The 24039-nt window shown below is 61.4% G+C and carries 22 protein-coding genes; 20 read left to right on the top strand and 2 right to left on the bottom strand.

All coding sequences use genetic code 11. From position 1 onward, the window contains the following. Window positions 1-5: 5 nt before the first annotated feature. The 12 genes from map to MTP16_RS02095 all read left to right on the top strand — a co-directional run bounded on the left by map (window position 6) and on the right by MTP16_RS02095 (window position 10731). A complete protein-coding gene (map, locus tag MTP16_RS02150) occupies window positions 6-791 on the top strand; it encodes a type I methionyl aminopeptidase (protein ID WP_243515580.1) in 786 nt (261 codons plus the stop codon). Window positions 792-796: 5 nt separating this feature from the next. Next, entirely contained in the window at window positions 797-1015 is a 219-nt protein-coding gene (gene infA / locus MTP16_RS02145) for a translation initiation factor IF-1 (protein ID WP_035567874.1), read from the top strand. A gap of 21 nt (window positions 1016-1036) precedes the next feature. After that, the gene (rpmJ, locus tag MTP16_RS02140) at window positions 1037-1153 is read left to right on the top strand and encodes a 50S ribosomal protein L36 (RefSeq protein WP_046246595.1); all 117 of its coding nucleotides are present in this window, start codon (window positions 1037-1039) and stop codon (window positions 1151-1153) included. A gap of 112 nt (window positions 1154-1265) precedes the next feature. Further along, window positions 1266-1643 (top strand): 30S ribosomal protein S13, encoded by a 378-nt coding sequence (gene rpsM, locus MTP16_RS02135; RefSeq protein WP_196291020.1) that lies wholly within the window; start codon window positions 1266-1268, stop codon window positions 1641-1643. 87 nt (window positions 1644-1730) lie between these two features. Continuing rightward, window positions 1731-2123, top strand: a complete 393-nt coding sequence (gene rpsK / locus MTP16_RS02130) for a 30S ribosomal protein S11 (RefSeq protein ID WP_196286035.1) — start codon at window positions 1731-1733, stop codon at window positions 2121-2123. Between the two features lie 26 nt (window positions 2124-2149). After that, complete coding sequence (gene rpsD / locus MTP16_RS02125) at window positions 2150-2755, top strand: 30S ribosomal protein S4 (protein WP_243515577.1); 606 nt, start codon at window positions 2150-2152, stop codon at window positions 2753-2755. A 90-nt stretch (window positions 2756-2845) separates the two neighbouring features. Further along, entirely contained in the window at window positions 2846-3835 is a 990-nt protein-coding gene (locus tag MTP16_RS02120; protein ID WP_196286037.1) for a DNA-directed RNA polymerase subunit alpha, read from the top strand. 181 nt (window positions 3836-4016) lie between these two features. Continuing rightward, window positions 4017-4622: a 50S ribosomal protein L17 gene (rplQ, locus tag MTP16_RS02115; RefSeq protein ID WP_243515574.1), complete on the top strand. Its 606-nt coding sequence runs from the start codon at window positions 4017-4019 to the stop codon at window positions 4620-4622. 135 nt (window positions 4623-4757) lie between these two features. Beyond that, window positions 4758-6029, top strand: a complete 1272-nt coding sequence (gene eno / locus MTP16_RS02110) for a phosphopyruvate hydratase (RefSeq protein ID WP_243515573.1) — start codon at window positions 4758-4760, stop codon at window positions 6027-6029. A 75-nt stretch (window positions 6030-6104) separates the two neighbouring features. Further along, window positions 6105-6419 carry an FtsB family cell division protein gene (locus tag MTP16_RS02105; protein WP_243515572.1) on the top strand — a complete coding sequence of 105 codons (315 nt, stop codon included), beginning with the start codon at window positions 6105-6107 and terminating at the stop codon, window positions 6417-6419. Window positions 6420-6519: 100 nt separating this feature from the next. Beyond that, window positions 6520-10176, top strand: a complete 3657-nt coding sequence (locus MTP16_RS02100) for a CARDB domain-containing protein (protein WP_243515571.1) — start codon at window positions 6520-6522, stop codon at window positions 10174-10176. Window positions 10177-10266: 90 nt separating this feature from the next. Further along, the gene (locus MTP16_RS02095; protein WP_243515570.1) at window positions 10267-10731 is read left to right on the top strand and encodes a hypothetical protein; all 465 of its coding nucleotides are present in this window, start codon (window positions 10267-10269) and stop codon (window positions 10729-10731) included. Window positions 10732-10801: 70 nt separating this feature from the next. On the opposite strand, the gene MTP16_RS02090 is transcribed toward MTP16_RS02095, so the two are convergent. Beyond that, the gene (locus MTP16_RS02090; RefSeq protein WP_243515569.1) at window positions 10802-12160 is read right to left on the bottom strand and encodes an O-antigen ligase family protein; all 1359 of its coding nucleotides are present in this window, start codon (window positions 12158-12160) and stop codon (window positions 10802-10804) included. A gap of 43 nt (window positions 12161-12203) precedes the next feature. Then, window positions 12204-14159, bottom strand: a complete 1956-nt coding sequence (locus MTP16_RS02085) for an Hsp70 family protein (protein WP_243515568.1) — start codon at window positions 14157-14159, stop codon at window positions 12204-12206. A gap of 307 nt (window positions 14160-14466) precedes the next feature. Between MTP16_RS02085 and MTP16_RS02080 the strand changes: the two genes are divergently transcribed. The 8 genes from MTP16_RS02080 to MTP16_RS02045 all read left to right on the top strand — a co-directional run bounded on the left by MTP16_RS02080 (window position 14467) and on the right by MTP16_RS02045 (window position 24018). After that, on the top strand, window positions 14467-16710 hold the full coding sequence (locus MTP16_RS02080; RefSeq protein ID WP_243515567.1) for a DUF4331 family protein: 2244 nt from the start codon (window positions 14467-14469) through the stop codon (window positions 16708-16710). Between the two features lie 116 nt (window positions 16711-16826). Then, the gene (locus MTP16_RS02075; RefSeq protein WP_243515564.1) at window positions 16827-18155 is read left to right on the top strand and encodes a tetratricopeptide repeat protein; all 1329 of its coding nucleotides are present in this window, start codon (window positions 16827-16829) and stop codon (window positions 18153-18155) included. A gap of 1 nt (window position 18156) precedes the next feature. Beyond that, window positions 18157-18846, top strand: coding sequence for a HupE/UreJ family protein (locus MTP16_RS02070; protein ID WP_243515561.1), 690 nt, complete (start codon window positions 18157-18159; stop codon window positions 18844-18846). 108 nt (window positions 18847-18954) lie between these two features. After that, window positions 18955-19341, top strand: coding sequence for a hypothetical protein (locus MTP16_RS02065; protein WP_243515559.1), 387 nt, complete (start codon window positions 18955-18957; stop codon window positions 19339-19341). Between the two features lie 158 nt (window positions 19342-19499). After that, a complete protein-coding gene (locus MTP16_RS02060; RefSeq protein WP_243515556.1) occupies window positions 19500-19733 on the top strand; it encodes a hypothetical protein in 234 nt (77 codons plus the stop codon). Window positions 19734-19785: 52 nt separating this feature from the next. Continuing rightward, complete coding sequence (locus tag MTP16_RS02055; RefSeq protein ID WP_243515552.1) at window positions 19786-22089, top strand: TonB-dependent receptor; 2304 nt, start codon at window positions 19786-19788, stop codon at window positions 22087-22089. A 209-nt stretch (window positions 22090-22298) separates the two neighbouring features. Then, entirely contained in the window at window positions 22299-23018 is a 720-nt protein-coding gene (locus MTP16_RS02050; RefSeq protein ID WP_243515549.1) for a murein L,D-transpeptidase catalytic domain family protein, read from the top strand. Window positions 23019-23175: 157 nt separating this feature from the next. Next, complete coding sequence (locus tag MTP16_RS02045) at window positions 23176-24018, top strand: murein L,D-transpeptidase catalytic domain family protein (protein WP_243515547.1); 843 nt, start codon at window positions 23176-23178, stop codon at window positions 24016-24018. The last annotated feature ends 21 nt before the right edge of the window (window positions 24019-24039 follow it).

Genomic DNA, 24039 nt, shown 5'->3' with positions numbered 1-24039 from the left:
TAGCAATGGCAAAGGGTCCGATTCAATACAAAACCGAAGAGGAAATTGACCTCATGCGGGCCAGCGCTCAACTGCTGGCCAAGGCTCACGGCGAAGTCGCGAGCCTTATCAAGGAAGGAGTAACAACGCGCCAACTCGACAACCGCGCGGAGGAATTCATCCGAGACCATGGCGGAGTACCTTCCTTCAAAGGATTATACGGTTTTCCCTACAGCCTGTGCCTCTCGCCAAATGCGGTCGTGGTGCACGGGTTCGCCACCGACGAGCCGCTGAAAAGCGGCGATATTCTGACAGTGGACGGGGGCGTTTTCCTGAATGGCTTTCATTCAGATAGTGCTTACACCTATCCAATCGGGGAGGTGGCGCCGGAAGTGCAGGCCCTGCTGCGAGAAACCAAAGCGGCCCTGTACAAAGGCATCGAACAAGCCGTGAGCGGCAACCGCGTGGGCGACATCAGCTATGCTATCCAGAACCATGTAAGCCGGTTGGGCTACGGGGTGGTGCGCGAGTTGGTTGGTCACGGAGTTGGCGCTGAGCTGCACGAGAAGCCTGAGGTGCCGAATTACGGCAAGCGGGGTTCCGGGCCGCTCTTGCAGACGGGTTTGGTTTTGGCCATTGAGCCGATGGTGAACTTGGGCAAGAAGGACGTGGTGCAGGAAGCGGATGGCTGGACTATTCGCACCAAGGACCGCAAGCCCTCGGCGCACTTCGAGCACACCGTAGTAGTTAGAAAAGAGAAGGCAGAAATTCTGACCTCTTTTGAATACATCGAAAAAGCATTGCAGCAGTAGCCCTTATGGCAAAACAAGCCTCGATTGAGCAGGACGGTACCATCCTCGAAGCCCTTTCCAACGCCATGTTCCGCGTGGAGCTGGAAAACGGTCACCAGCTGATTGCCCACATCTCGGGCAAGATGCGGATGCACTACATCAAGATTCTGCCCGGCGACAAGGTGAAACTGGAAATGTCGCCCTACGACTTGTCGAAGGGCCGGATTAAGTATCGTTATAAATAAACCCGTTTCCCTTCACAGGTCATGAAAGTAAAAACCTCGGTGAAAAAGCGTAGCGTGGACTGCAAACTGGTCCGCCGTAATGGCAAGCTCTACGTCATCAACAAGAAAAACCCCCGCTTCAAGCAGCGTCAGGGTTAATTCAAATTTTTAGAACCCCGGAACCTTGGGTACTGAGTCGTTGGTTACTAGCCTTCGGCCCGCCTTCCAAGTAGTTGCCGGGTTTCTGTCCGCAAACACATAACCACACACAATGGCTCGTATCGCAGGGGTTGATATCCCGGACAACAAGCGCGGCGAAATTTCGCTGACCTACATCTTCGGCATCGGCCGGAGCAATGCCAGCAAGATTCTGGTAAAAGCTGGCGTCGACGTCAACAAGAAGGTGAAGGACTGGACCGACGAGGAGTCGGGTGCTGTCCGCGCCATCATTGCCGCCGAGCACAAGACTGAAGGCGTGCTGCGCTCGGAAGTAACGACGAACATCAAGCGTTTGATGGACATCGGCTGCTACCGTGGTCTGCGTCACCGCAAAGGCCTGCCGGTTCGTGGTCAGCGCACCAAGAACAACTCGCGTACCCGCAAGGGCAAGCGCAAAACGGTGGCCGGCAAGAAGAAGGCAACGAAATAAACTTAACCGGGAATCGGCGCTGGCTCTGGCGAGTAGCATACTCGCGCAGCCAGCGCCAACACCTCCCGCATTTTTTGCGATAACCAAATGGCACAAAAAAGAAAAGACAAAGCCAAGAAGCGCGTTGTCGTGGTGGAGCAGGTGGGCCAGGTACACATTCGTGCCTCGTTCAACAACATCATCATCTCCATCACCAACAACAACGGTCAAGTTATTTCGTGGGCTTCGGCCGGCAAAATGGGCTTCCGTGGTTCGAAGAAAAATACGCCCTACGCCGCTCAAATGGCGATGAGCGACTGCGGCAAAGTGGCCCACGACCTGGGCATGCGCAAAGCCGAAGTATTTGTGAAAGGCCCGGGTGCGGGCCGTGAGTCGGCCATCCGCGCCCTCGGCAACGTGGGCATTGAGGTGACCACCATCCGCGACGTAACGCCGCTGCCCCACAACGGCTGCCGCCCCCCCAAGCGTCGTCGCGTTTAGTTTTTCACTTCAGTTAGGATAATAAGATGGCACGTTATACCGGCCCTACCTCAAAAATTGCCCGTCGCTTCAACGAGCCGATTTTCGGCCCGAGCAAGGCGCTCAACAAGAAAGCATATCCTCCGGGCCAGCACGGCCGCGGCCGCCGCAAGAAGCAGTCGGAATACGCCGTGCAGCTGATGGAGAAGCAGAAGGTGAAGTACATGTACGGCATGTTGGAGAAGCAATTCGAAAACCTGTTCCACAAGGCTGCCACCATGCCCGGCATCACCGGCGACAACCTGCTCGCCCTGTTGGAAGCCCGTCTGGACAACACCGTGTACCGTTTGGGCATTGCCTCGACGCGTCGCGCGGCTCGTCAGCTGGTGGGCCACAAGCACATCACGGTTAACGGTGAAGTGGTGAACATTCCTTCGTACCACCTGCGTCCCGGCGACATCGTGGCCGTGCGGGAGAAGTCGAAGTCGCTGGAAGCCATCACCACGAGCCTGTCGGTTCGCAACTCACGCCAGTTCTCGTGGCTGGAGTGGGACGGCAAGGAGCTGGCTGGTAAATTCACCAACGCTCCTTCGCGCGAGCTGATTCCGGAGAAAATCACGGAGCAGCTCATCGTCGAACTGTATTCGAAGTAAATAGCGCTACTGGTAGCGGCCCGGCAATTTGCCGGGCCGCACTTGTGCTTATACTTCACCAACTTTTTTTACATTTTTTACGCCCCATATATGTCAATCTTAGCTTTTCAGATGCCGGAGAAAGTGGTGATGGAGAAATCCGACGACTTCACCGGGACGTTTGAATTTAAGCCGCTCGAGAAGGGCTACGGCGTCACCATCGGCAATGCGCTGCGTCGCATTCTGTTGTCGTCGCTGGAGGGTTTCGCCATCACTTCGGTGCGCACCAACAGCGTGCTGCACGAGTTTTCGACCATCGAAGGCGTGATTGAGGACATGTCCGAAATCATCCTGAACCTGAAGATGGTCCGCTTCAAGAAGGTGAGCGACGCCATCTCGGATAAAATTACGGTGCGCGTGAAAGGCCAGGATACCTTCTCGGGTGCTGATATCGCCAAGTTCGCCAGCGGTTTCGAAGTACTGAATCCCGACCACGTAATTGCTCACCTTGACCCCAGCGTGGAGCTGGAGATGGAGCTGACGATTGCGCGCGGCCGTGGCTACGTGCCCGCCGACGAGAACAAGCCGGCTGACCAGGTTTTCGGTCAGATTGCCATCGACGCTATCTACACGCCCATCAAGAACGTGAAGTACAGCATCGAGAACACCCGTGTGGAGCAGAAGACCGACTACGAGAAGCTCGTTATCGAGATTCAGACCGACGGTTCGATTCACCCGGAGGACGCGCTGAAAGGTGCGGCCAACATCCTCATTCAGCACTTCATGCTGTTCTCGGACAACACGATGACCCTCGAAGGTCCGCGTGTGACCGAAGACGAGCCGATTGATGAAGAGACCATGCAGATGCGCAAGATGCTTAAGACTCCGCTGGAGGACATGGAGCTCAGCGTACGCGCTAAAAACTGCCTCAAGGCGGCTGATATTAAGACGATGGGTGAGTTGGTGCAGCTCGAAATCGCCGACATGATGAAGTTCCGCAACTTCGGTAAGAAGAGCCTCACCGAACTTGAAAACCTCGTGGAAGAGCGTGGCCTGGAGTTCGGCATGGACCTGAGCAAGTACCGGCTCGACGAAGAATAGCCATTGCTGAGTAGTCGGTAGTGGGTAGTCAGTAAGCAGACTCATCCGTCCGACTACTGAGTACTTACTACCGACTACTTTTTTATTTTTCATCAGTGTGCCCCAGGGGCAGCGGTTCTAATGAGGCTTAAATAGCCCGCCGTGGTCGCCGCCCGCAAGCACACATTTTTTCAAACGACCGATGCGTCACGGAAGAAAAGTTAACCAATTGGGCCGGACTACCGCCCACCGCCACGCCATGTTGTCGAACATGGCTTCGTCGCTCATCCTGCACAAGCGTGTGACTACGACTGTGGCCAAAGCCAAAGCCCTGCGCAAGTACGTGGAGCCGATGCTGACCAAGTCGAAGGAAGACACGACGCACTCGCGCCGCATGGTGTTTGCTGCCCTGCAAGATAAAGAGTCGATTAAGGAACTGTTTGGCAACATTTCGGGCAAAATTGCCAACCGTCCCGGTGGCTACACCCGCATCCTGAAGCTGAGCGCTACCCGTCTGGGTGACAACGCTGATATGTGCATCATCGAGTTGGTGGACTTTAACGAGACCCTGCTCGAGTCGAAGCAAGCTGCTGCCGAGAAGACTACGACTACCCGTCGTTCGCGTCGTGGTGGCAAAAAGGCTACGGATGCTACCAACGAAGCTGGTACTTCGGCTACCGAAGTATCGGGTGAGGCTGTAGCTCCCGCCGCTGTAGTTGAGCAATCGGCTCCGGCTGATACGGCTACCGAAACCCTGCACAACGGCGAGAGCCGCGAAGAAGCTAAAGCTGACGAAGCTGGTGCTTAATTTGTAGCAGTTTCTGCAAAGTTGAAAGGGACGTTCCGTAAGGGGCGTCCCTTTTTGTTTTTAAACAAGATGTGCTTATGCCGGCCGATTCGCGTACGTTTGCGGCATATTTAACCGTTTACAAACCGACTTGCTATGAGCTTCATCTCGCAAATTCACGCTCGCCAGATTTTTGATTCCCGCGGTAATCCGACGGTAGAAGTTGACGTAACGCTCGATTCGGGCGTGGTAGGCCGGGCCGCGGTTCCGTCGGGTGCCAGCACGGGCAAACACGAGGCCGTAGAGCTACGTGACGACGATAAGTCGATGTACATGGGCAAAGGCGTGCTGAAAGCCGTGGAGAACGTGAATTCGCGCATTGCGGAGGAACTGGTAGGCTTCTCGGTGTACGAGCAGGCGCTGCTCGACAAGATTATGCTGGAGATGGACGGCACGCCCAACAAGGCGAACCTTGGTGCCAACGCCATTCTGGGCGTGAGCCTGGCTGCGGCCCGCGCGGCGGCGCAGGATGCTGGTATGCCGCTGTACCGCTACGTGGGCGGGGTAGGGGCTTCGACGCTGCCGGTGCCGATGATGAACATCCTGAACGGCGGTTCGCACGCCGATAATTCCATCGATTTCCAGGAGTTCATGATTATGCCGACGGGTGCATCTTCCTTCTCGGAGGCGCTGCGCTGGGGCACGGAAATCTTCCATCACCTGAAGAACGTGCTGAAGAAGCAAGGCTTCAGCACCAACGTGGGCGATGAGGGCGGCTTTGCGCCGAACATCAAGTCGAACGAGGACGCCATTAAAATTGTGCTGCAGGCCATCGAAACGGCTGGCTACCGCCCGGGCGAGGACGTGTTCATTGCGATGGACGCGGCCGTGTCGGAGTTCTATGAGGATGGCGTGTACCACTTCAAGAAGAGCACCGGCGACAAGCTGACCAGCAGCCAGATGGTGGATTACTGGGCCGACTGGATGAAGAAGTACCCCATCATCAGCCTGGAAGACGGTATGGACGAGGATGACTGGAGTGGCTGGAAGGCGCTGACGGAGCGCGTGGGCAAGCAAACCCAGTTGGTGGGCGATGACTTGTTCGTTACCAATGTGAACCGCCTGCAGCGCGGCATCGACGAGGGCATTGCCAACGCCATCCTCATCAAGGTAAACCAGATTGGTACGCTCACCGAGACGATTGATGCCATCAACCTGGGCCGCCGCAACGGCTACAAGAGCATCATGAGCCACCGCTCGGGCGAGACGGAGGACAACACCATTGCTGACCTGGCCGTGGCTTTGAATACCGGCCAGATTAAGACGGGTTCGGCTTCGCGCTCGGACCGGATGGCCAAATACAACCAACTGCTCCGCATTGAGGAGGAGCTGGGCGAGGTGGCTTATTTCCCCGGCAAGAAGATGTAATCCTGCTGAGTCTTAGTTGCATAAAAGGCCAATTCTGCGGTAGTGGAATTGGCCTTTTGTATTACCTTTATCCCAATGAATCTACCTCATTTTATTAGCCCGTTGTTTCGGGTGTTGCGCAGCTTTTATTTTCTCACCGGCATGGGCTTTTTGGTCTGGATGCTGGTGTTCGACGCCAATGATTTAGGCAAGCAGTTCGACATCTACCGCAAGTGGCAGGACCTGCGCAACGAGAAGCAATACTACCTCGACAACATTGAGGTGGTAAAGAAAGACCGGGCGGAGTTGATGAGCTCGCCGGCCCTGCTGGAAAAATTTGCGCGGGAGAAATACCTCATGAAGCGTCCCGGAGAGGACGTATTCGTGCTGGTGCCCCAAAACGATAACTAAAAAGGAAAACCAAGCCGCCCGAATTTCCACTCTTTGCAGTGGGCGGGGTGGCTTGGTTTTTGCACTTTAATATTCATACTTTTCTCATCAAATTTCTCATATGAAACAAAACTACCATTTGCTATTACGGGGCAAAACGTGGCTGGTGCTGCTTGCTGCAGTGTTGTGGTGGGGCCAGGCGGCCCGGGCCCAAACGTATAACCTGCCCACCACGGGCATCACGTCGGTGACGACCTGCTCGGGGACGCTGTACGACGACGGCGGCGCGACGGGCAGCTATTCGTCGAACGCCTTCGGCGGGACGACGCTGGTGCCAGCCACGGCCGGCAATAAGATTCGGCTGCAGTTCTCTTCGCTCAACGTGGACCCTTATTACGACGTGGTGCGGGTGTACGATGGCAACTCGACCTCGGCGCCGCTGATTGGCGAGTACACGAGCTACAACCAGCCGCCGACGTCGCTATACGCCACCAACGCATCGGGCTCGCTCACGGTGGTGCTGCAAAGCGACAACTACTACAACCAGGCGGGCTTTGCGGCTTCTATTTCCTGCGTGACGAGCGTGCCGCTGGCCGACCTGGCCGTGCAGGGCGCTTCGGTGAGCCCGCTGAGCACGGTGGCCGGCAACTCGGTTTCGCTGAGCTGCTCCGTCTACAACATCGGGGCGGGCGCGGCAGCGAGCAGCAACGTGGGCTTCTATTTCTCGACGGACGCCACGCTGGACGCCAGCGACGTGCTGCTGAGTTCCTCGACGGGCTACGCGCTGAACCCGGGTTTGAGCTCTTACCGCTCGGGTGTCGCCACCATCCCGGCTACGGCGGCGCCCGGCAACTACTACATCCTGTTTGTGGGCGACTACCAGAACCAGGTGACCGAGAGCAACGAAAGCAACAACGTGGCGGCGGTGAACGTGACGGTGGTGGCCCCGAGCATCGACCTGACCATTCAGCAGGCCGCGGTGTCGCCGCTGAACACGGCCGTGGGCACGCCCATCAACATGAGCTGCTACATTCTGAACTCGGGCAACGCGGTGTCGCCCAGCAGCAGCGTAGGCTTTTACCTCTCCACCAACGCCACGCTGGACGCCAGCGATGTGCTGCTGACTTCGCAGTACGGCGGCGCGCTCTCGACGACGTACTCGTCGTCGCGCTACGGCACGGCGGCCATTCCCACGGGCCTGACGCCCGGCACGTACTACATCCTGTTTGTGGCCGACTACCAGAACCAGGTGAGCGAGAGCAGCGAAACCAACAACGTAGCCGCGGTGGCCATCACGGTAGCGCCTCCGGGTGTGGACCTGGTGGTGCAGCAGGAAACGCTGTATCCTTATTCCGGCGCGGCCGGTAGCACGGTGCAGGCTTCGGCTTCCATTCTGAACCAGGGCAACGTGATGGCCACGAGCAGCAACCTGGGCTTCTACCTCTCGACCAACACCACGCTCGATGCCAGCGACGTGCTGCTGTACACGGCCACGGGCAGCGCCCTCAGCCCCAACTTGGCATCGTACCGCTCGGGCTACCTGACCATTCCGGTGGGGACCACGCCCGGCACGTACTACATCCTGTTCGCGGCCGACCCCACCAACCTGGTGAGCGAAACCAACGAAACCAACAACGTGCGCAGCCTGGCTTTCACGGTGCTGGCGCCTTCCATCGATTTGACGGTGTCGTCGGCCTACGCGTCGCCGAGTACGGTGGCCGCGGGCAATTCGACCAACGTTTCGGGCTACCTCTACAACCAGGGCAACGCGCCCGCCAGCCCGGCCAACCTGAGCTTCTACCTGTCGACCAACACCACGTTCGACGCCAGCGACGTGCTGGTGGGCAGCCAGAACACGGCCACCCTGACGAGCAACAACTACGTCAACATCTACTCCAGCGTCACGGTGCCGGCCGCTACGGCTTCGGGCACTTACTACCTGCTGTTTGTGGCCGACCCCAGCAATCTGGTGGTGGAAACGAACGAGAACAACAACGTGGCCTACACCACGCTGCTGGTAACGGCGCCGGGCATCGACCTGCAGATGGGCCAGACGTACGCCAGCCCTTACACGGTAGGCATCGGCGGCACGCTGAGCATGACCTCGTACATCTACAATACGGGCACGCTGGTATCGCCCAGCAGCACCGTGGGCTACTACCTCTCGACCAACGCCACGTTGGACGCCAGCGACGTGCTGCTGACCACTACAGCGGGCACTTCGCTCTCGGCTGGCCTGAGCTCGTACCGCACGGCCACGGCCACCATTCCGGCCGGCACCACGGCCGGCTACTACTACGTGTTGTTTGTGGCCGACCCCACGAACGCCGTAACGGAAACGAACGAGAACAACAACGTGGCCTACGCCACCATTCAGGTGACGGCCCCGTCCATCGACCTGCAGATTTCGCAGTTTTACCTGAGCGGCGCACCGGTGTCGCCCGGCGGTACGCTGTCGGTTTCGTCGTCTGTCTTCAACGCCGGCAACACCGGTGCGGCGAGCAGCAACGTGGGCTACTACCTCTCGACCAACACCATCCTCGATGCCAGCGACGTGCTGCTCACCAGCACCACCGGTGGCGTGCTGGGCAGCTACCAGTATACCACTTCCAACGGCAGCGTTACGATTCCGACGGGCACCACGGCGGGCAACTACTTCATGCTGGCCGTGGCCGACCCCACCAACCTGGTGAGCGAAACCAACGAGAACAACAACGTGGCCTATTACCAATTCACGATAACGGGGCCGTTTACGGGCACGGTGGTGCCGTACACGGGCACCGCCACGGTGACCACCTGCAACACAACGGTATACGACCACGGCGGATTCGGCCCCTACTCGGACAACGCCAACGGTACCCTCGTCATCAACCCCGGCACGGCCGGCAGCCGCGTGCAACTGGCGTTCAACTCGTTTGCCGTGGAATCCTGCTGCGATGCCTTGCGCATCTACGATGGCCCGAACGCGCAGTCGCCCTTGCTGGCCACCTTGAACTACTTGCCCACGCTGCCCATCCAGGCCAGCCCCACCAACACCACGGGCGCGCTCACGCTGGTATTTACCAGCGACGGCAGCGTGACGGGCACCGGCTTCGACGCCACGGTGTCGTGCGTGGCGGCGCCGGTGCTGTTGTCCGACCTGCTGCTGACCCAGATTGGGGCTTCGCCGTCGTCGGTGCCTGCCGGGGGCAACCTGTCGTTGAGCGCCACGGTGCTTAACCAAGGCTCGGGCACGGCCGCAACGTCGGCCGTGGGCTACTACCTCTCGACCAACCAGACGCTGGACGCCAGCGACGTGCTGCTGGGCAGCAACGCCGGCTCGACGCTGGTCTCGAATGTGAGCGCCAACCGTCAGTTGACGGCGGCCGTGCCGGCCGCCACCGCGCCGGGCGCCTACTATGTTCTCTTCGTGGCTGACCCGCTGAACGCGGAAACGGAAGCCAATGAGAACAACAACCTGGCTGCTCTGGCCGTGACGGTGACCCGTGGCCTGGCCGCCCGCGACCAGACGGCCGGCTACACTGTGGCCGTAGTACCCAACCCCGTGGCGAACGGCAGCGTGATGCGCGTGCAGCTGAGCGGTGCCGGCACCAGCGGCCCGGCCTCGGCTGACCTTTACAATGCCCTTGGCCAGCGCGTGCTGACCCAGGCCATGCAACTGGGCAGCGGCCGGGTCAACCAAGCGGAATTGCCCACGCAGGGCCTGGCTACGGGCGTGTATACGCTGCGCCTCACCGGCAGCGGCCTGAGCGTGACGCGCCGCGTGGTGATTGAATAACGACTAGCAGAAGCCGGTGCCACGGTACCGGAACGAAGGCGGCAGGCCCGGCATCAGCGCCGGACCGGCCGCCTTCGCTTATTTTGGGCCATGCTAAAGAAGCTTTGCCGGGGTTTGGTGCTGATGACGGTGGCTGCGGGTGCGGGGTTTGGCTTGGGCAGCACGGCGCCTGCAGTGCAGCCCAGGCCCCGGCTGGGGCAGGCGCAGGCCGCGGGTTTGTTTCTGCGGGCTGTGCTGCGCGCCAATTACCCGGCGGCCTACGCGCGCTTGGCACCCGAGGTGCGCCAGGGCCTTAACTTGAGGCAATTTGCCGCTGCCGCCCAGCCCATCTGGAAAAGCGGGCAGCGGCATGGAACGGGCATTGAGCTTTACAAACTGGGCGTACGCCTGGGCGACCGCGGAGGCTCGCGGTTGTTTTATACCTTCTCATTCGCCGCCGATTCGGCCATGAAAAGCCCTTCGGAGCTGTTAGAAGTAACTTTTCGTGATACGGCGGCGCGGTCCGTGCTGGGCTTTGGCTTGCGCAGCACGGCTAAAGCAGGTCCCCGCAAATGAATGGTGCTAATGCAATGAAAGCAGCCGTTCAAATGGTCGCTAAAGGGCGTCCTCAGGCAAACTGATTTCTTTAGCGGGACGAAACGTCTGCTGATGCTACGGAAGGCTGCAGCGCCGCCGTGTCAGTGGCGCTGGGGAGCATGGCCGCCCGGGCGTAGTGGCGCTGCAAGCCAATGGCCAGCCAAAACAGCACAATGACGCGGGGCTCCTGCCAAAAGTCCTGGGTGAAGGAATGCAGCAGGAAAAACAGCAGGTAAACGGTGAAGCCCACCTGTGCCGGCGTTTGCTGCCCGCGAAACACCCACCGCAGCTGCCGCACCAGCAGATAGCCCAGCAGCAGCAGCCCCGAAAGCAGGCCCAACGCCCCGGACTCGGCCAGCCAGTCGAGGTAAAGGTTGTGGGCGTTCATGCGGCGCAGGGTGGGGGTGTAGTTGGGATGGGCCGGGTCGTGGCGCACAAACTCCAAGTAGCGGTCGGGAAAGGTGGCGGGGCCCGCGCCAACCACGGGCTCCTGCTGGAAAAGGTCGAGGCTGAACACCCAGCGGCTCATGCGCTCGGCGTTCGACTCGTTGGCCGAAGAAAAGTCGCTCACCGAGCCCAACTCGTGCAGCAGGTTGGTTTCGGTGGCCGTGGGTGGGTGCGGGTGCACGATGTTGATGACCTGCCAGGCGCTGAGCACCAGGCCACCGGCCACCGCCCAGGGCAGCAGCAGCCGCACCCCCGCCTCGCGGCCCGAGAAAGCCAGCAGCAGCAGCGCCTGGGCCAGCAGCGAGATGTAGGACGCCCGCGAATACGAGAATGCTACCACCATCAGCACGGCCGTGAGCAGCATCGTGACCATAAACCGCCCACGCTGCTGTTGCGCCCGCGCATGGTACAGCAATATCATGTTGAGCACCAGCACCAGCGGCTCCAAAATGACGGTGAGGTTGGTGTGGCCGTGCTCCAGAAAGGGCCGGGCCACGAAATAGGAAAACGTGTACGAAATGCCGATTTGCGCGTGCTGCAGCAGGGCGTAGGCCGCCAGCAGGCCGGTGCCCAGCGCCAGCGCACCCAGGGCCCGAAACCACTCGGCGCGCTCGAGCCGCAGCACGCGCTGCACCCCGTAGCCAAAGCCGATGTAGAGCAGTATCGTGGCAAAGTACTTAGCCGATACCAGCACATTGCCCGAAAAAACCGTGGAGAGAAAAAGCGCCCCCACGTGCAGGCCAATGAGTTTGTCGAGGCGCCGGGCGGTGCGGGGCCAGGCCACCCAGCCCGCCAGCAGCCCCAGGCCGAGCACGCCCACCGTGAGGACCATCAGCGGCTCTGAAGCCAGCAGCAACCCAAAACGCCACCGCTCCGAAAACCAGGACACCGACAAGGGCACGCTGGCCAGCGCTACATAAAATAGCCCCAGCAGCCGGCTTCGGAAAAGCGAAGGAGTCATGCGGTAATTAAAAAGTGCGCCGTTGCGCGTCGCAATAAGGTGGTTAGCCGATTTTTTTGCCGGCCATGGCCTGTTGGATGGAAATGTTCATCACCCGCTCGGCATAGGGTCGGGTCAGCTCGTCCAGCTCGTCCATGGCTTTCAGGATGGGGTCGCGGTCGGACCCCGCCAGGGCCGTGCGCACCTTGGCAACCTGCGCTTCGGTGTCGGCCAGCTCCGTTTCAGTGAGGTGCTGGCGGTTCTTGCGGGTGAAGTTTTCGACCTGGTACAGCAGCTGCTCGGCGGCCGTGCGGGCTTCGATGAGCAGGCGGGCGGCCACGTCGTCCTTGGCGTTCATCAGCGAATCCAGCAGCATCTGCTCCACCTGCTCGTCGGTGAGGCCGTACTGGGGCTTGATTTCGACCTGCTGGCGCGTGTTGGAGCGCAGCTCAATGGCCTCTACTTTCAGGATGCCGTCGGCGTTGAGCAGGAAGTTCACGTCGACCTTGGGCAGGCCCGCCGGCATGGCCGGAATGCCCGTGAGCACGAACTCGCCCAGCTTGCGGTTCTGGCTCACGAGGTCGCGCTCGCCCTGATAGACGGCAATTTTCAGGTTCACCTGCCCGTCCACGCTGGTGGTGTACTGGCGGCCGGCCTTGGTCGGAATTTTGGAGTTGCGCGGAATGATGGGGTCGAGCAGGCCGCCGAGCGTTTCAATGCCCAGCGTGAGCGGCGTCACGTCGAGCAGCAGCACGTCGCGCCGGTTGCCGGCCAGAATATCGGCCTGGATGGCCGCGCCCAGCGCCACCACTTCATCGGGATTGAGCGAGTTGTTGGCCGGCTGCCCAAAAAATTCTGACACCGCCTCGTACACCAGCGGCACGCGCGTGGAGCCGCCTACCAGCAGCACGGCGTCAAGTTTGGGGTAGGAGGGCAGGGGGGGAGGAGGGTAGGAGGTGTTTTCAGTTTCCTCTTTCCCCTCATACCCTCTTACCCCCTTGCCCACCTCACCCAACTTGGCATCGGCCACGGCCTGTCGGCAGGCGGCGATAGTGCGGTCCACCAGCGGGCGGATGAGGTCGTTGAACTGCGCGCGGGTGAGTGTGACGGTGGTGTTCTGACCGGCTTCGTCGGTGAGGTGGGTGGTGAAGTCGTCGTGCTGGCTCAGGTATTTCTTGGCCATCTCGGCGGCCAGGCGCAGCTGCTGCTGCAGGTGCGGGTTGGTTGCGAAGGTTTCGGGCAGGCCGAAAGTGGCGGTCCAGTGGTCCACCACGGCGCGGTCCAGGTCGTCGCCGCCCAGGTAGGTGTCGCCGTTGGTGCTCAGCACTTCAAAAATGCCCTGCTGAATGCGCAGGATGCTGATGTCGAAGGTGCCGCCGCCGAGGTCGTACACGGCCACGGTTTTCTCCTCGTCGGGGTCGAGGCCGATGCCGTAGGCCAGCGCGGCGGCCGTGGGCTCGTTCACGATGCGCAGCACTTCGAGGCCCGCCAGACGGCCGGCGTCGCGGGTGGCCTGGCGCTGCGAGTCGTTGAAATACGCCGGCACGGTGATGACGGCGCGGTTTACCGGCGTTTTGAGGGCGTGCTCGGCGCGGGCGCGCAGCTCCTTCAGGATGTCGGCCGACAGCTCGATGGGCGAATAAAACCGGTCTTCAACCCGGATTTTGACCAGGCCTTCGGAATTATCGTCGATGACTTTATAGCCGAGCTGCTGGGCGTGCTGGCCCAGGTCGCGGTAGCTTTTGCCTAGCAGGCGCTTCACTGAGTAGATGGTGCGCTGCGGGTCGGTGAGCAGAAACTCGCGGGCCTCGGTGCCCACCACGGGGCCCGACCCATCGGCCGGGAAGTGCACCACCGAGGGCACGATGGTGCCGCGGCCCAGGTCGTTGATGGCCGCCGGCTGGCGGGTTTCGGGGTGCACGTAGGCCACCAGGCTGTTGGTGGTGCCCAGGTCGATGCCCACAATGAGTTCTTCTTGCTGAAGGCTGCCGGTGGCAAGGTTGATAGCGACTGTAGCCATAGGAGGAGGGGGCGGTGCAAACGCTGCCCGGGAAATAAAAAAATAATAGCGCAAAGCGCGGTACAAAAGTAGCCCCTAAACCAAGCAGGCTATAAATTGATGCAAGCGCGGCTGCGGAAGAAGACAAAAGCCCAAATTTTATTGGACATTTTCGGGCGGCATCCAAACCGAAAAGAACGGTGGGCTCGTAAGGGAAGAACAAATGCATAAACACATTTGGGTTGTCTCATTATCTGGTTGTTACAACAACTAGTGTCAGGCACCGCTTTGCCTCTTTTTTCACCACTTTACCCCCCCTTTCTTTCACATGAAAAAATTGCTTACTCGTCCTCTGGTTCCGGCTGCGGTATTCGCCGCTGCGGTAGGAGGGATGCTGGCCTGGAGTGGTCAGCACAACATACTCGAAGCTTCCAGCCACCGCGAAGCCCCGCTCATCGCCGATGACCCGCTGGCCGACAACACCGACCTCTACGTGTTCCGCTCGCCCGACGCGCCCGCCAACGACGCCAACGCCACGGCCACCATCATTGCCAACTACATCCCGTTTGAGCTGCCACAGGGCGGCCCCAACTTCAACTCGTTTGGCGAGAACATCCGCTACGAGATACACGTCAAAAACAACCCCGCCACGACGGGCGACGACATCACCTACCGCTTCACCTTCACCCGCACCAACCAGGACCCGACGACTTTCTTCCGGGTGCGACTGGGGCAGGAAAACCTGAAAACCACCTACCAGCTGGAGCAAAGCCTGGCTGGTGGTGCCTTCACGACGCTGGTAACCAACGGATTGGTGCCGGCGCCTAACATCGGGCCCCGGTCTATCAACAGCGCGGCTGGCCTGAGCCGGCCCAACTACCAGGCTTACCTGGAAAGCACCATTCAGTCGGTGGCAACTACCGGGGGCAACATGCGGGTATTCTGCGGCCCTTCCGACGACGCCTTCTTCACCGACCTGGGCGCTATTTTCGACCTGGGCGCGGTGCGTGCGCCCAGCAGCGCCCGCGACGGCCTGGCCCGCAAGAACGTGCACAGCATCGTGATGCAGATTCCAGTAGCGGCCTTGGTTCGCAGCGGCACGCCCGCTCTCACGGCCACTACCAACCCCTTGGCGGGCACCACCTCGCCGGCGTCGCCCGTGTCGCCCTACACCATTGGCGTGTGGGCCTCGGCCAGCCGCCTGTCGCTGCGCACCATCAACGCTGATGGCACGCGCACCCAGACGGGTACTTACGTGCAGGTATCGCGCCTGGGCATGCCCCTCACCAACGAAGTGGTGCAGCCCGTGGGCATGAAGGATGCCTGGAACAACGACTCGCCGTATGGGGTGGCCGTACCGGCCGCCGGCTCGCGGCAGGCCATGTTTGAAGCCAACCTGAAAAACCCCGAGTTGGGGCTGTACATGGCCGACAACGTGCCCGTGAACGGCGCGGCCCCCAAGCCGGCCAACCAGACGTACTATGGCGAAGCCATCCAAGGTCCGGTAGGTCCGACGCGTGGCCTGGGCCTGTTGCGCATTCAGTCCAAGTCGCTGGCTGGCCTGCTGCCCGCGCCTTTGGCCGGTGGCTTCGACTTCCGGAACGGCGCTCCGGGCTTGGCTCCGATTTTCAACAATGCCCTGACGAACGGGACGGCCCTGGCCCCCCAGGCACAGGGTGGCTTTGGCGAAGTGCTGCTGAACGGCGGCGTGAGCGGTGCCCCACGTTCGGTCGACCTGCTGCCCATCTTCCACACCGGCGTGCCCAACCTGCCCCCCTACCAGTTGGCTACCGGCAAAACCGGCAACAACCCGCTGACGGCTGGCAAGCCCTTCATCAACAACTTCCTGCCCACCTTCGGCGACATGCTGCGCATCAACCTGGCCGTGCCGCCCACGTCGCGTACCTCGGCCGACTTTAGCTCGGAAGGCTTGCTCGCAGCCGCCGTGCTCGGCCTCACCGATGCCCGTTACACCGCCAGCGGCGCCAACTACATTGCCATCCCGAACATGGACGGCTTCCCGAACGGCCGCCGCCTCGAAGACGACGTGACCCGCATTGAGTTGCAAGCCGTGAGCGGCGCGGTGCTGGCCGCCATTGGCCTGTGGTACGACGACTACACCGTAGGCACCTCGCCCTCGCCCCTCACGACGCAGCTGACCAACGTGGTAGGCTTCACTACCAATGTGGAGCGCAACGACACGACTTTCCGCACGGCCTTCCCGTATGTGCAAACGCCCTGGAGCGGCACCAATGCCCAGCGCGTGGCCCTGGCCCAGCGCTCGACCGGCCTCGGCCTTTCGCCCAGCCTGACCGTGGCCCAAGCCTACCCCAACCCCTTTGTTGGGAGCACCACGCTGCACTTTGAACTGCCCGTCAAAGGCACGATGAGCATCGTAATCAGCGACGCAGCGGGCCGCCGGGTGGCTACCGTAGCCAAAGACCGGGTCTTCGGCCAGGGCGTGAACGAACTAACCTGGCAGCCGGGCCGCGACGTGGCCCCTGGCCAGTACATCGCCACGCTGTACAACGGTAAGACGATGGTGCAATCGGTTCGCATCGAGCGCCAATAAGCGGTTTTAACGCTTGAAAAACTGAGCCGTCGTTGGACCCGTATGGGACTAGCGGCGGCTCTTTTTCAGTATTTTTATCTACGTAGTGCATTTGACTTTTTAAGTACCCTTCTGCTTTGAGAAAGTACCTATACCCGTCCTTGCTGGTGGTTTTTGGCCTGCTGGCCGCCGCCATTTTTGTATTCAAGAAACCGGCGCCGCGCACGCCCCAGCTGAAAGAGCGCCACGGCGACCTGGCCGCCGGCGGCGAGTGGCTGAACACCAAAGCGGCGATTGAAGGCTTGCTGGCCAAGCTGCGCGCCGACCCCAACGACCAGAAAAGCCGCCTGCTGCTGGCCCAGGCCTACATGCAGGAAGCCCGCGTGACCGGCGACCACCCGTATTACGACGGTGCCGCCACGGAATTGCTTGACGAAGTGCTGAAAGCCGAGCCCGAAAACTTTGAGGCCCTGTGCTGCAAGTCGTCGCTCTGCCTCACGCAGCACCACTTTGCTCAGGGGCTGGCCCTGGCCGAGCAAGCCGTGAAGCTGAACCCCAACAGCGGCTTCGTGTACGGCCTGCTGACCGACGCCAACGTGGAAATGGGCCACTATGAGGAAGCCATCAAGATGGCCGACAAGATGAATGCCCTGCGCCCAGAGCTGGCGTCGTACGCCCGCGCCAGCTACCTGCGCGAAATTTATGGTGATGTACCCGGCGCCATTGAAGCTATGGACATGGCGGCCAAAGCCGGCTACATCGGCCTTGAGCAAACCGAGTGGACCCGCGTAGCGCTCGGCCACCTTTACGAAATCAGCGGCGATACCGCCCACGCCCGCGCCCACTACCAAATGGCCCTGCTGGCGCGCCCCGGCTACGCCTACGCTCTGGCCGGCCTGGGCCGCATTGCGGCGGCACACAAGGACTATGCAAAGGCCATCAAGCTGTATCAACAGGCCCGCGTAACGGTGAAGGACTACGCTTTCTCGGACGAGCTGACCGACCTGTACCGACTGAACGGCCAGCCTGCGGAAGCCGATAAAATGGCCAAGGAATCCATCGAGATGCTGGCCAGCGCCGCCGAAGAGGCCGACGACAACGAACAGATGGGACACTACGCCGACCGCGAGCTGGCCTACGCCTACGTGAAAACCAACGAGCTGGACAAGGCCCTGGAGCACGCCAAAATTGAGTACGAGCGCCGGCCCGACAACATCGATGTGAACGAAACCATGGCCTGGGTTCACTACAAGCGCGGCGAGTTTGCCGAGGCCCAGAAGTACATGCAGGTGGCCCGCCGCACCGGCTCGAAGAACTCGGTGCTGCTGTGCCGCGCTGGCCTCATACTCAGCAAGCTGGGCAAAACGGCCGAAGGCCAGGCCCTGATTGAGAACTCGCTGCGCACCGCGCCCTACCTCAACCCCGAGGTGGAAGCGGAAGGCAAGAAGATGCTGGCGGCCCGCTAAAATGTACCCTACCCGAGGACCGTTGCAAAAGCTCACGCGCCGCGCCCTGGCGGCGCTGCCGTTGCTGCTGTTGCTGACCCAGCCGGCCGCCGCGCACGTCCTCAACACGGACCTGAGCAAGCTCTCGCGCACGGAGATTTTCTGGACCTACCTGCAGCTGGGCTTCACGCACATCATTCCGCTGGGGTTCGACCACATCCTGTTCATTGTCAGCCTCTACATCTTGGAGCCGCGCCTCAAGCCGGTGCTCATGCAGGCCACGGCTTTCACGGTGGCGCATTCTATCACGCTGGGCCTAGCCATGTATGGGCTGATTTCGCCGCCCTCGGCGGTGATTGAGCCCATTATTGCGCTGTCTATCCTGTTTGTGGCCATCGAGAACATCATTACCGACCGGCTGAATCCCTGGCGCCTGCTCATCGTGTTCGGTTTTGGGCTGGTGCACGGCATGGGCTTCGCCTCAGCTCTGACGGGGCTGGGGCTGCCGCAGCAGGACTATTTCGGTTCGCTCATCTCCTTCAATGTGGGCGTGGAATTAGGCCAAGTGGCTGTGATTATGTTGTGTTGGGCGCTGGTGGGGCGCTGGGCAGCCCACAAAAGCTGGTATAAGCAGCGCGTGGTGGTGCCGGTGTCGGTAGTCATCGGGCTGGTGGCCGCTTACTGGACCGTGGAGCGCGTCTTTTTTACTTAATAAATTTCGTTAAGTCAGTCTGTTCGTCGGCTGATTCTCGTAACTGATTGACACGGCCACGGCCGGGCTTTTGCCCACGGTGGTTTCGCTGACTACTCTCCCAACCCTATGCCTCGCCAGTTCCTCACGTTGCTGCTGCTGCTCAACTACCTGCTGGTAGTGGGTGCGGGCCTCGTGGAGCGTCCGGCGCGGCCCATCGAGCGGCCCTTTGCCTACGTGCACAGCCAGGATTGCCAGCTCAAGCACACCCTGCGGCTGGCCTGCTTCGACGACTGCAACGGGGTGCAGTACACGGTGAAAAAAGCCGGCGAGCGGCTGCCTTTGCAGCAGCTGCTCAGTTCGTTTAAGGGCTTGGATACGCACTGCCTGTCCGATGTGCAGGTGGCGTTTGCCCGGCCCGTTTTTGTTACCTCACAATCCCGGCTGGCGGCCCGCGTAGTGGCTGTTCCCACGGGGTATGGGGGAGAAGTTGAGTTGCCGCCTTGTCGGGGGTAAGTAGGGTCCTGGCCTTCGAACCATTCAGTCTTTGGTTCGAATCCAAACGGGGCCAATGCGTGCGTTTGCGCCAAAGCAACGGCGCCGCTTCTGCTTATCCAACCATCCGACGCTGCTTGCCGGGCCGTGGTGCCCGGGCGCGTTCAACTCTTATTCCTATGATTTTCCGGGCTAATTCCCTCCAACCCGTAGCGGCTGCTGCGGGCGTTGTTTCCTGCGTGCAATTGCCAGCCACGGGTCGCCTTGCCGCCAATCCATTGGGCCTGCACGGCCGCGTGGCCTTGCCCACTGAAACTACTGCGCACCGCCAGCTGCATGGGGCCCCGGGCCAGCACCGGGCCCAGCACCGCGCCCAATGCCGGGCCAACTGCATGAGCAAAGCCAATTTCTAACCTGAACGGGCGGCCCTGCTCCGGCGGGGCCGCCTGCTTTCTTCTGCATCAAATGAAACAACTCGTTACTCTTTTACTGGCTTTGCTCATCGGGCTGGGGCTGCGTTTGCCCGCCGCGGCCCAGACTGCCGCCACGCTACGCGGCACCGTGGCCGATTCTCTTTCCGGCCTGCCGGTGGCGGGCGTGAGCGTGGCCCTGCAGGGCCAGCCCGGCGGCACCGCCACCGATGCGCTGGGCAATTTCCGCCTCAATGGCCTCGCGCCGGGCGCGTATTCGCTGCGCATCGGCGCTTTAGGCTACCGCGCCCAAACGGTGCCCGTGACCCTGGCCGCCGGCGAAACGCAAAACCTGAAACTGCGGGCCGCCGCCACCACGCTCAGCCTGGCCGAAGTGACCGTGAGCCAGCCGCGCGACCCCAACCAGAGCCTGGCCGCCATCTCGCACATCGACCAAACCTTGCGGCCCGTGAACTCGGCCCAGGACCTGCTGCGGCTGGTGCCGGGCCTGTTCATTGCCCAGCACGCAGGCGGGGGCAAGGCCGAGCAGATTTTCCTGCGCGGTTTTGACGTGGACCACGGCACCGACTTTGCGGTGAGCATCGACGGGCTGCCGGTGAACATGGTGAGCCACGCCCACGGCCAGGGCTACGCCGATTTTCACTTTGTGATTCCCGAAACGGTGGAGCAGCTGAAGGTGTACAAAGGACCCTACACGGCGCGCTTTGGCGATTTCGCCACGGCCGGCGCAGGCGAGTTCAGCACCAAAACACGGCTGGAGCACAGTCAGGTGAAGCTGGAGCTGGGCCAATTCGATACCCGCCGGGCCTTGGTGATGCTTGACCTACTGGGCAGCGGCCGCCACCTGCTGAGTAAGCGCCCCGAAAGCGCCTACGTGGCCGCCGAGTACAACTTCACCAATGCCTACTTCGACCAGCCGCAGCACTTCAAGCGCTTCAACGGCCTGGCCAAATACACCGGGCAACTGTCGGAGCGCACCTCGCTCACGCTGCTGGGTTCGCACTTCGCCTCGCGCTGGGACGCCAGCGGGCAGATTCCCGAGCGCGCCGTGGAAGACGGCAGCATCTCGCGCTACGGCAGCATCGACCCCAGCGAGGGCGGCCGCACCGGCCGCACCAACGCCAGCGCCGTGCTCACCACCGCGCTACCGCACGACGGCGTGCTGCGCCAGCAGGCCTACTACTCGAAGTACGATTTCAGCTTGTTTTCCAACTTCACCTTCTTCCTGCGCGACTCGGTGAACGGCGACGAAATTGAGCAGACCGACGACCGCCACCTCTTCGGCTACACCGCCACCTACGACCGCGACGACCAGCTCGGCGCCCGCCAGTTGCACAGCACCCTAGGCGTGGGCACGCGCAACGACTTCTCCAACCTGGGCCTCTACGCGGCCGTGCAGCGCCAGCGCCTGGGCACCACTACCGAGGGCAAGCTGTACGAGCGCAACATCAACGCCTACCTCGACGAAACCCTGAACCTGACCGACCGCCTTACGGTGAACGCCGCCGTGCGAGCCGACTTCTTCACCTTCGATTTCCGCGGCCAGCTCGCCAACAAGGACAACAACGGCGACCTGGACCCGCTACGGGGCCGCGTCAGCCACGCCCGCGTGTCGCCCAAGCTCAACCTCTACTATCAGCTCACGCCCGCCGTGCAGCTGTTTGCGCGCTCGGGCTTTGGCTTCCATTCGAATGATGCGCGGGGCGTGATTCGCGACGCCAATGCCAACGTGCTGCCCCGTGCGTTGGGCTCCGAAATCGGCAGCACCTTCAAGCCATTGCCCAGCCTGGTGGTAAATGCCGCCCTCTGGAGCCTTCACCTGCAGGACGAGTTGGTGTACGTGGGCGACGAGGCCGTGGTGGAGAGCACCGGCCCCACCCAGCGCTATGGTGTGGACGTGTCCCTGCGCTACCAGCTCAGCCGCCGCCTGTTTCTGGATGGCGACTTTAACTACAACCACGGCCGCCAGCTCGACGCGCCCGCCGAAGCCAACTACATCCCGCTCGCGCCCACCTTCACCAGCACCGGCGGCCTCACCTACAAGGCGCCGCGGGGCCTGAGCGGCAGCCTACGCTACCGCCACATCGACTCGCGCCCGGCCAACGACGATGGCAGCATCACGGCCCGCGGCTACTTCCTCTTCGATGCTGTGCTAGCTTACACCACGCCCCGCTTCCAAATCGGGGCCACTGCCGAAAACCTGCTCAATGTAGCCTGGAACCAGGCCCAGTTTGCCACCGAAACCCGCCTGCGCAACGAAACCGTGCCGGTCGATGAGCTGCACTTCACACCCGGCACCCCGTTCTACGCCAAGCTGAACGCCAGCATCTTTTTCTGATTGGCTGGGCCTCTAAGCGGCACCAACCAGCGGTTTAGTGGTAATTTTAGGGCATGTTTGGGATGATTGATGGCTATTTGCCAGCCATAAACAGGGCGATAAAGACAGTGCTTTGGCCAGCAGCAGCCGGCCTGCTGCTGGCCGGTTGCCAGCTACGGGCCAGTGAAACGCAGGCTCCGCGAGTAGCGCTTGCCGCCGCGCCACCACCGGTGGTTGATACAGCTGTGGTGTCCGCCGCGCCCGTACCCGATTCGCTCCGCCTCACGCCCGTGACCGCCACGCCCGGTGTGCCCGACACGCTGCGCCAGGCTATCCGGCAGCTGCACGCCGCCCTGGGACCCACGGCCGCCGAGCTGCGCCCCGAGGTGCTAGAACAGGCCTGCGTGGGATACCTCACGCTGCACCCCACCGGCCGCATCGAGCGGGCCGGCCTGCTGGCCGTGGCCGACATGGACCTGCCCAACACCACCGAGCGCCTCTGGGTCATCGACCTGAAAGCAGCCAAAGTGCTGCACCGCAGCTACGTGGCCCACGGCGAGGGCTCCGGCCACCTGCGCGCCAAGCGGTTTTCCAACGAGGAAAAATCGGCCTGCACTTCGCTGGGCTTCTACCGCACGGCCGGCACCTACGACGGCATTCACGGCTACTCGCGCCGCATCGAGGGGCTAGATAAGGGCCAAAACGCCAACGCTTTCGACCGCTACGTGGTGCTGCACGCGGCCGATTACGTCAGCCCGAAGTACATCGAGAAGTACGGCCACCTGGGCTACAGCCGCGGCTGTCCGGCGCTGCCGCCTGAGCAGTTCAAAGACATCATTGCCACCATGCGCGTGGGCAGCATGATGCTGCTTAGCGGCCCCGGCATCAAGTCGCGCTGGCTCGACGGGCCAGCGGCCGGACGGCGCTTTTTGCAGCGGGGCTGGCGGTAGGGGAGGAGCCGAGCATAGCGGTTTGGAATTATTTGGCGGTGAAATGCGTTCTGACCTTGCCCATTCGGGCAGCGCACTCGTATAATGTCTTAAGCCAATGGCGGCCTGATTTAAAGGCCCCTTTATTGGTTAATTCACCAGCTATTCTCTCACTATCATGCACCAGACCAGCATCATTCAGCGGAAACGGAAGTCCTTGCGTCGTCAGCGCCTGGCGCGGCGGGTGCTGCCTTTCCTGGCCTCTTTGTTCTTGGCTACGCCCATGGCTGGCCCGGTCACGAAGTCCATGGCCGGCGGCTCGCCCAGTGGTGAAGTGCGAATGCCCAAAATCGCTTTCTCGCCCCAGGCGCAGTTCGACAAAACTTTGCGCACCACCTACGACGCCCTCGGGGCCGAGCAGCAAGGCCTGCGCTTCGAAACCTTTGCCAAGGCCATGACCGGCTACCTCAACCTGCGTCAGGCCGGCAAGCTGGCCGAGGACAAGCAGACCCTGACAGTGGTCGACTTCGACTTGCCCAGCACCGAAAAGCGCCTGTGGGTGCTCGATTTGGCCAAAAACGAAATTCTGTTCCACACTCTCGTGGCTCACGGCCACAACTCGGGCGAGAACGAAGCCACCAACTTCTCTAACACCGACCAGAGCAACATGAGTAGCCTGGGCTTTTATGCCACGGGCGGCGAGTATGTGGGCAAGCACGGCCGTTCTCTCAAGCTGGAGGGCCTCGACGAAGGCTTTAACACCAACGCCGAAGCGCGTTCGGTGGTGATGCACGGCGCCGATTACGTGAGCGAGGACTTCATCAAGCAGAACGGCCGCCTGGGCCGTAGCCTGGGCTGCCCCGCCCTGCCCATGGACCAATACGCCCAGATTATTGACGCCGTGGATGGCGGCACCTGCTTGTTCCTGAACAAGTCGGACGCCGGCTACTCCTCGCAGTATCTGAACCAGGACGTGGCCATTGCGGCGCTGGTGCCGGCTGCCACTGGGCACGTGTCGTAGGTATAAAGCACCGCATTTATG

Origin of the sequence: Hymenobacter monticola, assembly GCF_022811645.1 — a bacterium.
GTDB classification, from domain to species: domain Bacteria; phylum Bacteroidota; class Bacteroidia; order Cytophagales; family Hymenobacteraceae; genus Hymenobacter; species Hymenobacter monticola.
Note: the sequence above shows the minus strand (reverse complement) of the source record. Positions and strands in the feature narration are given on the sequence as shown.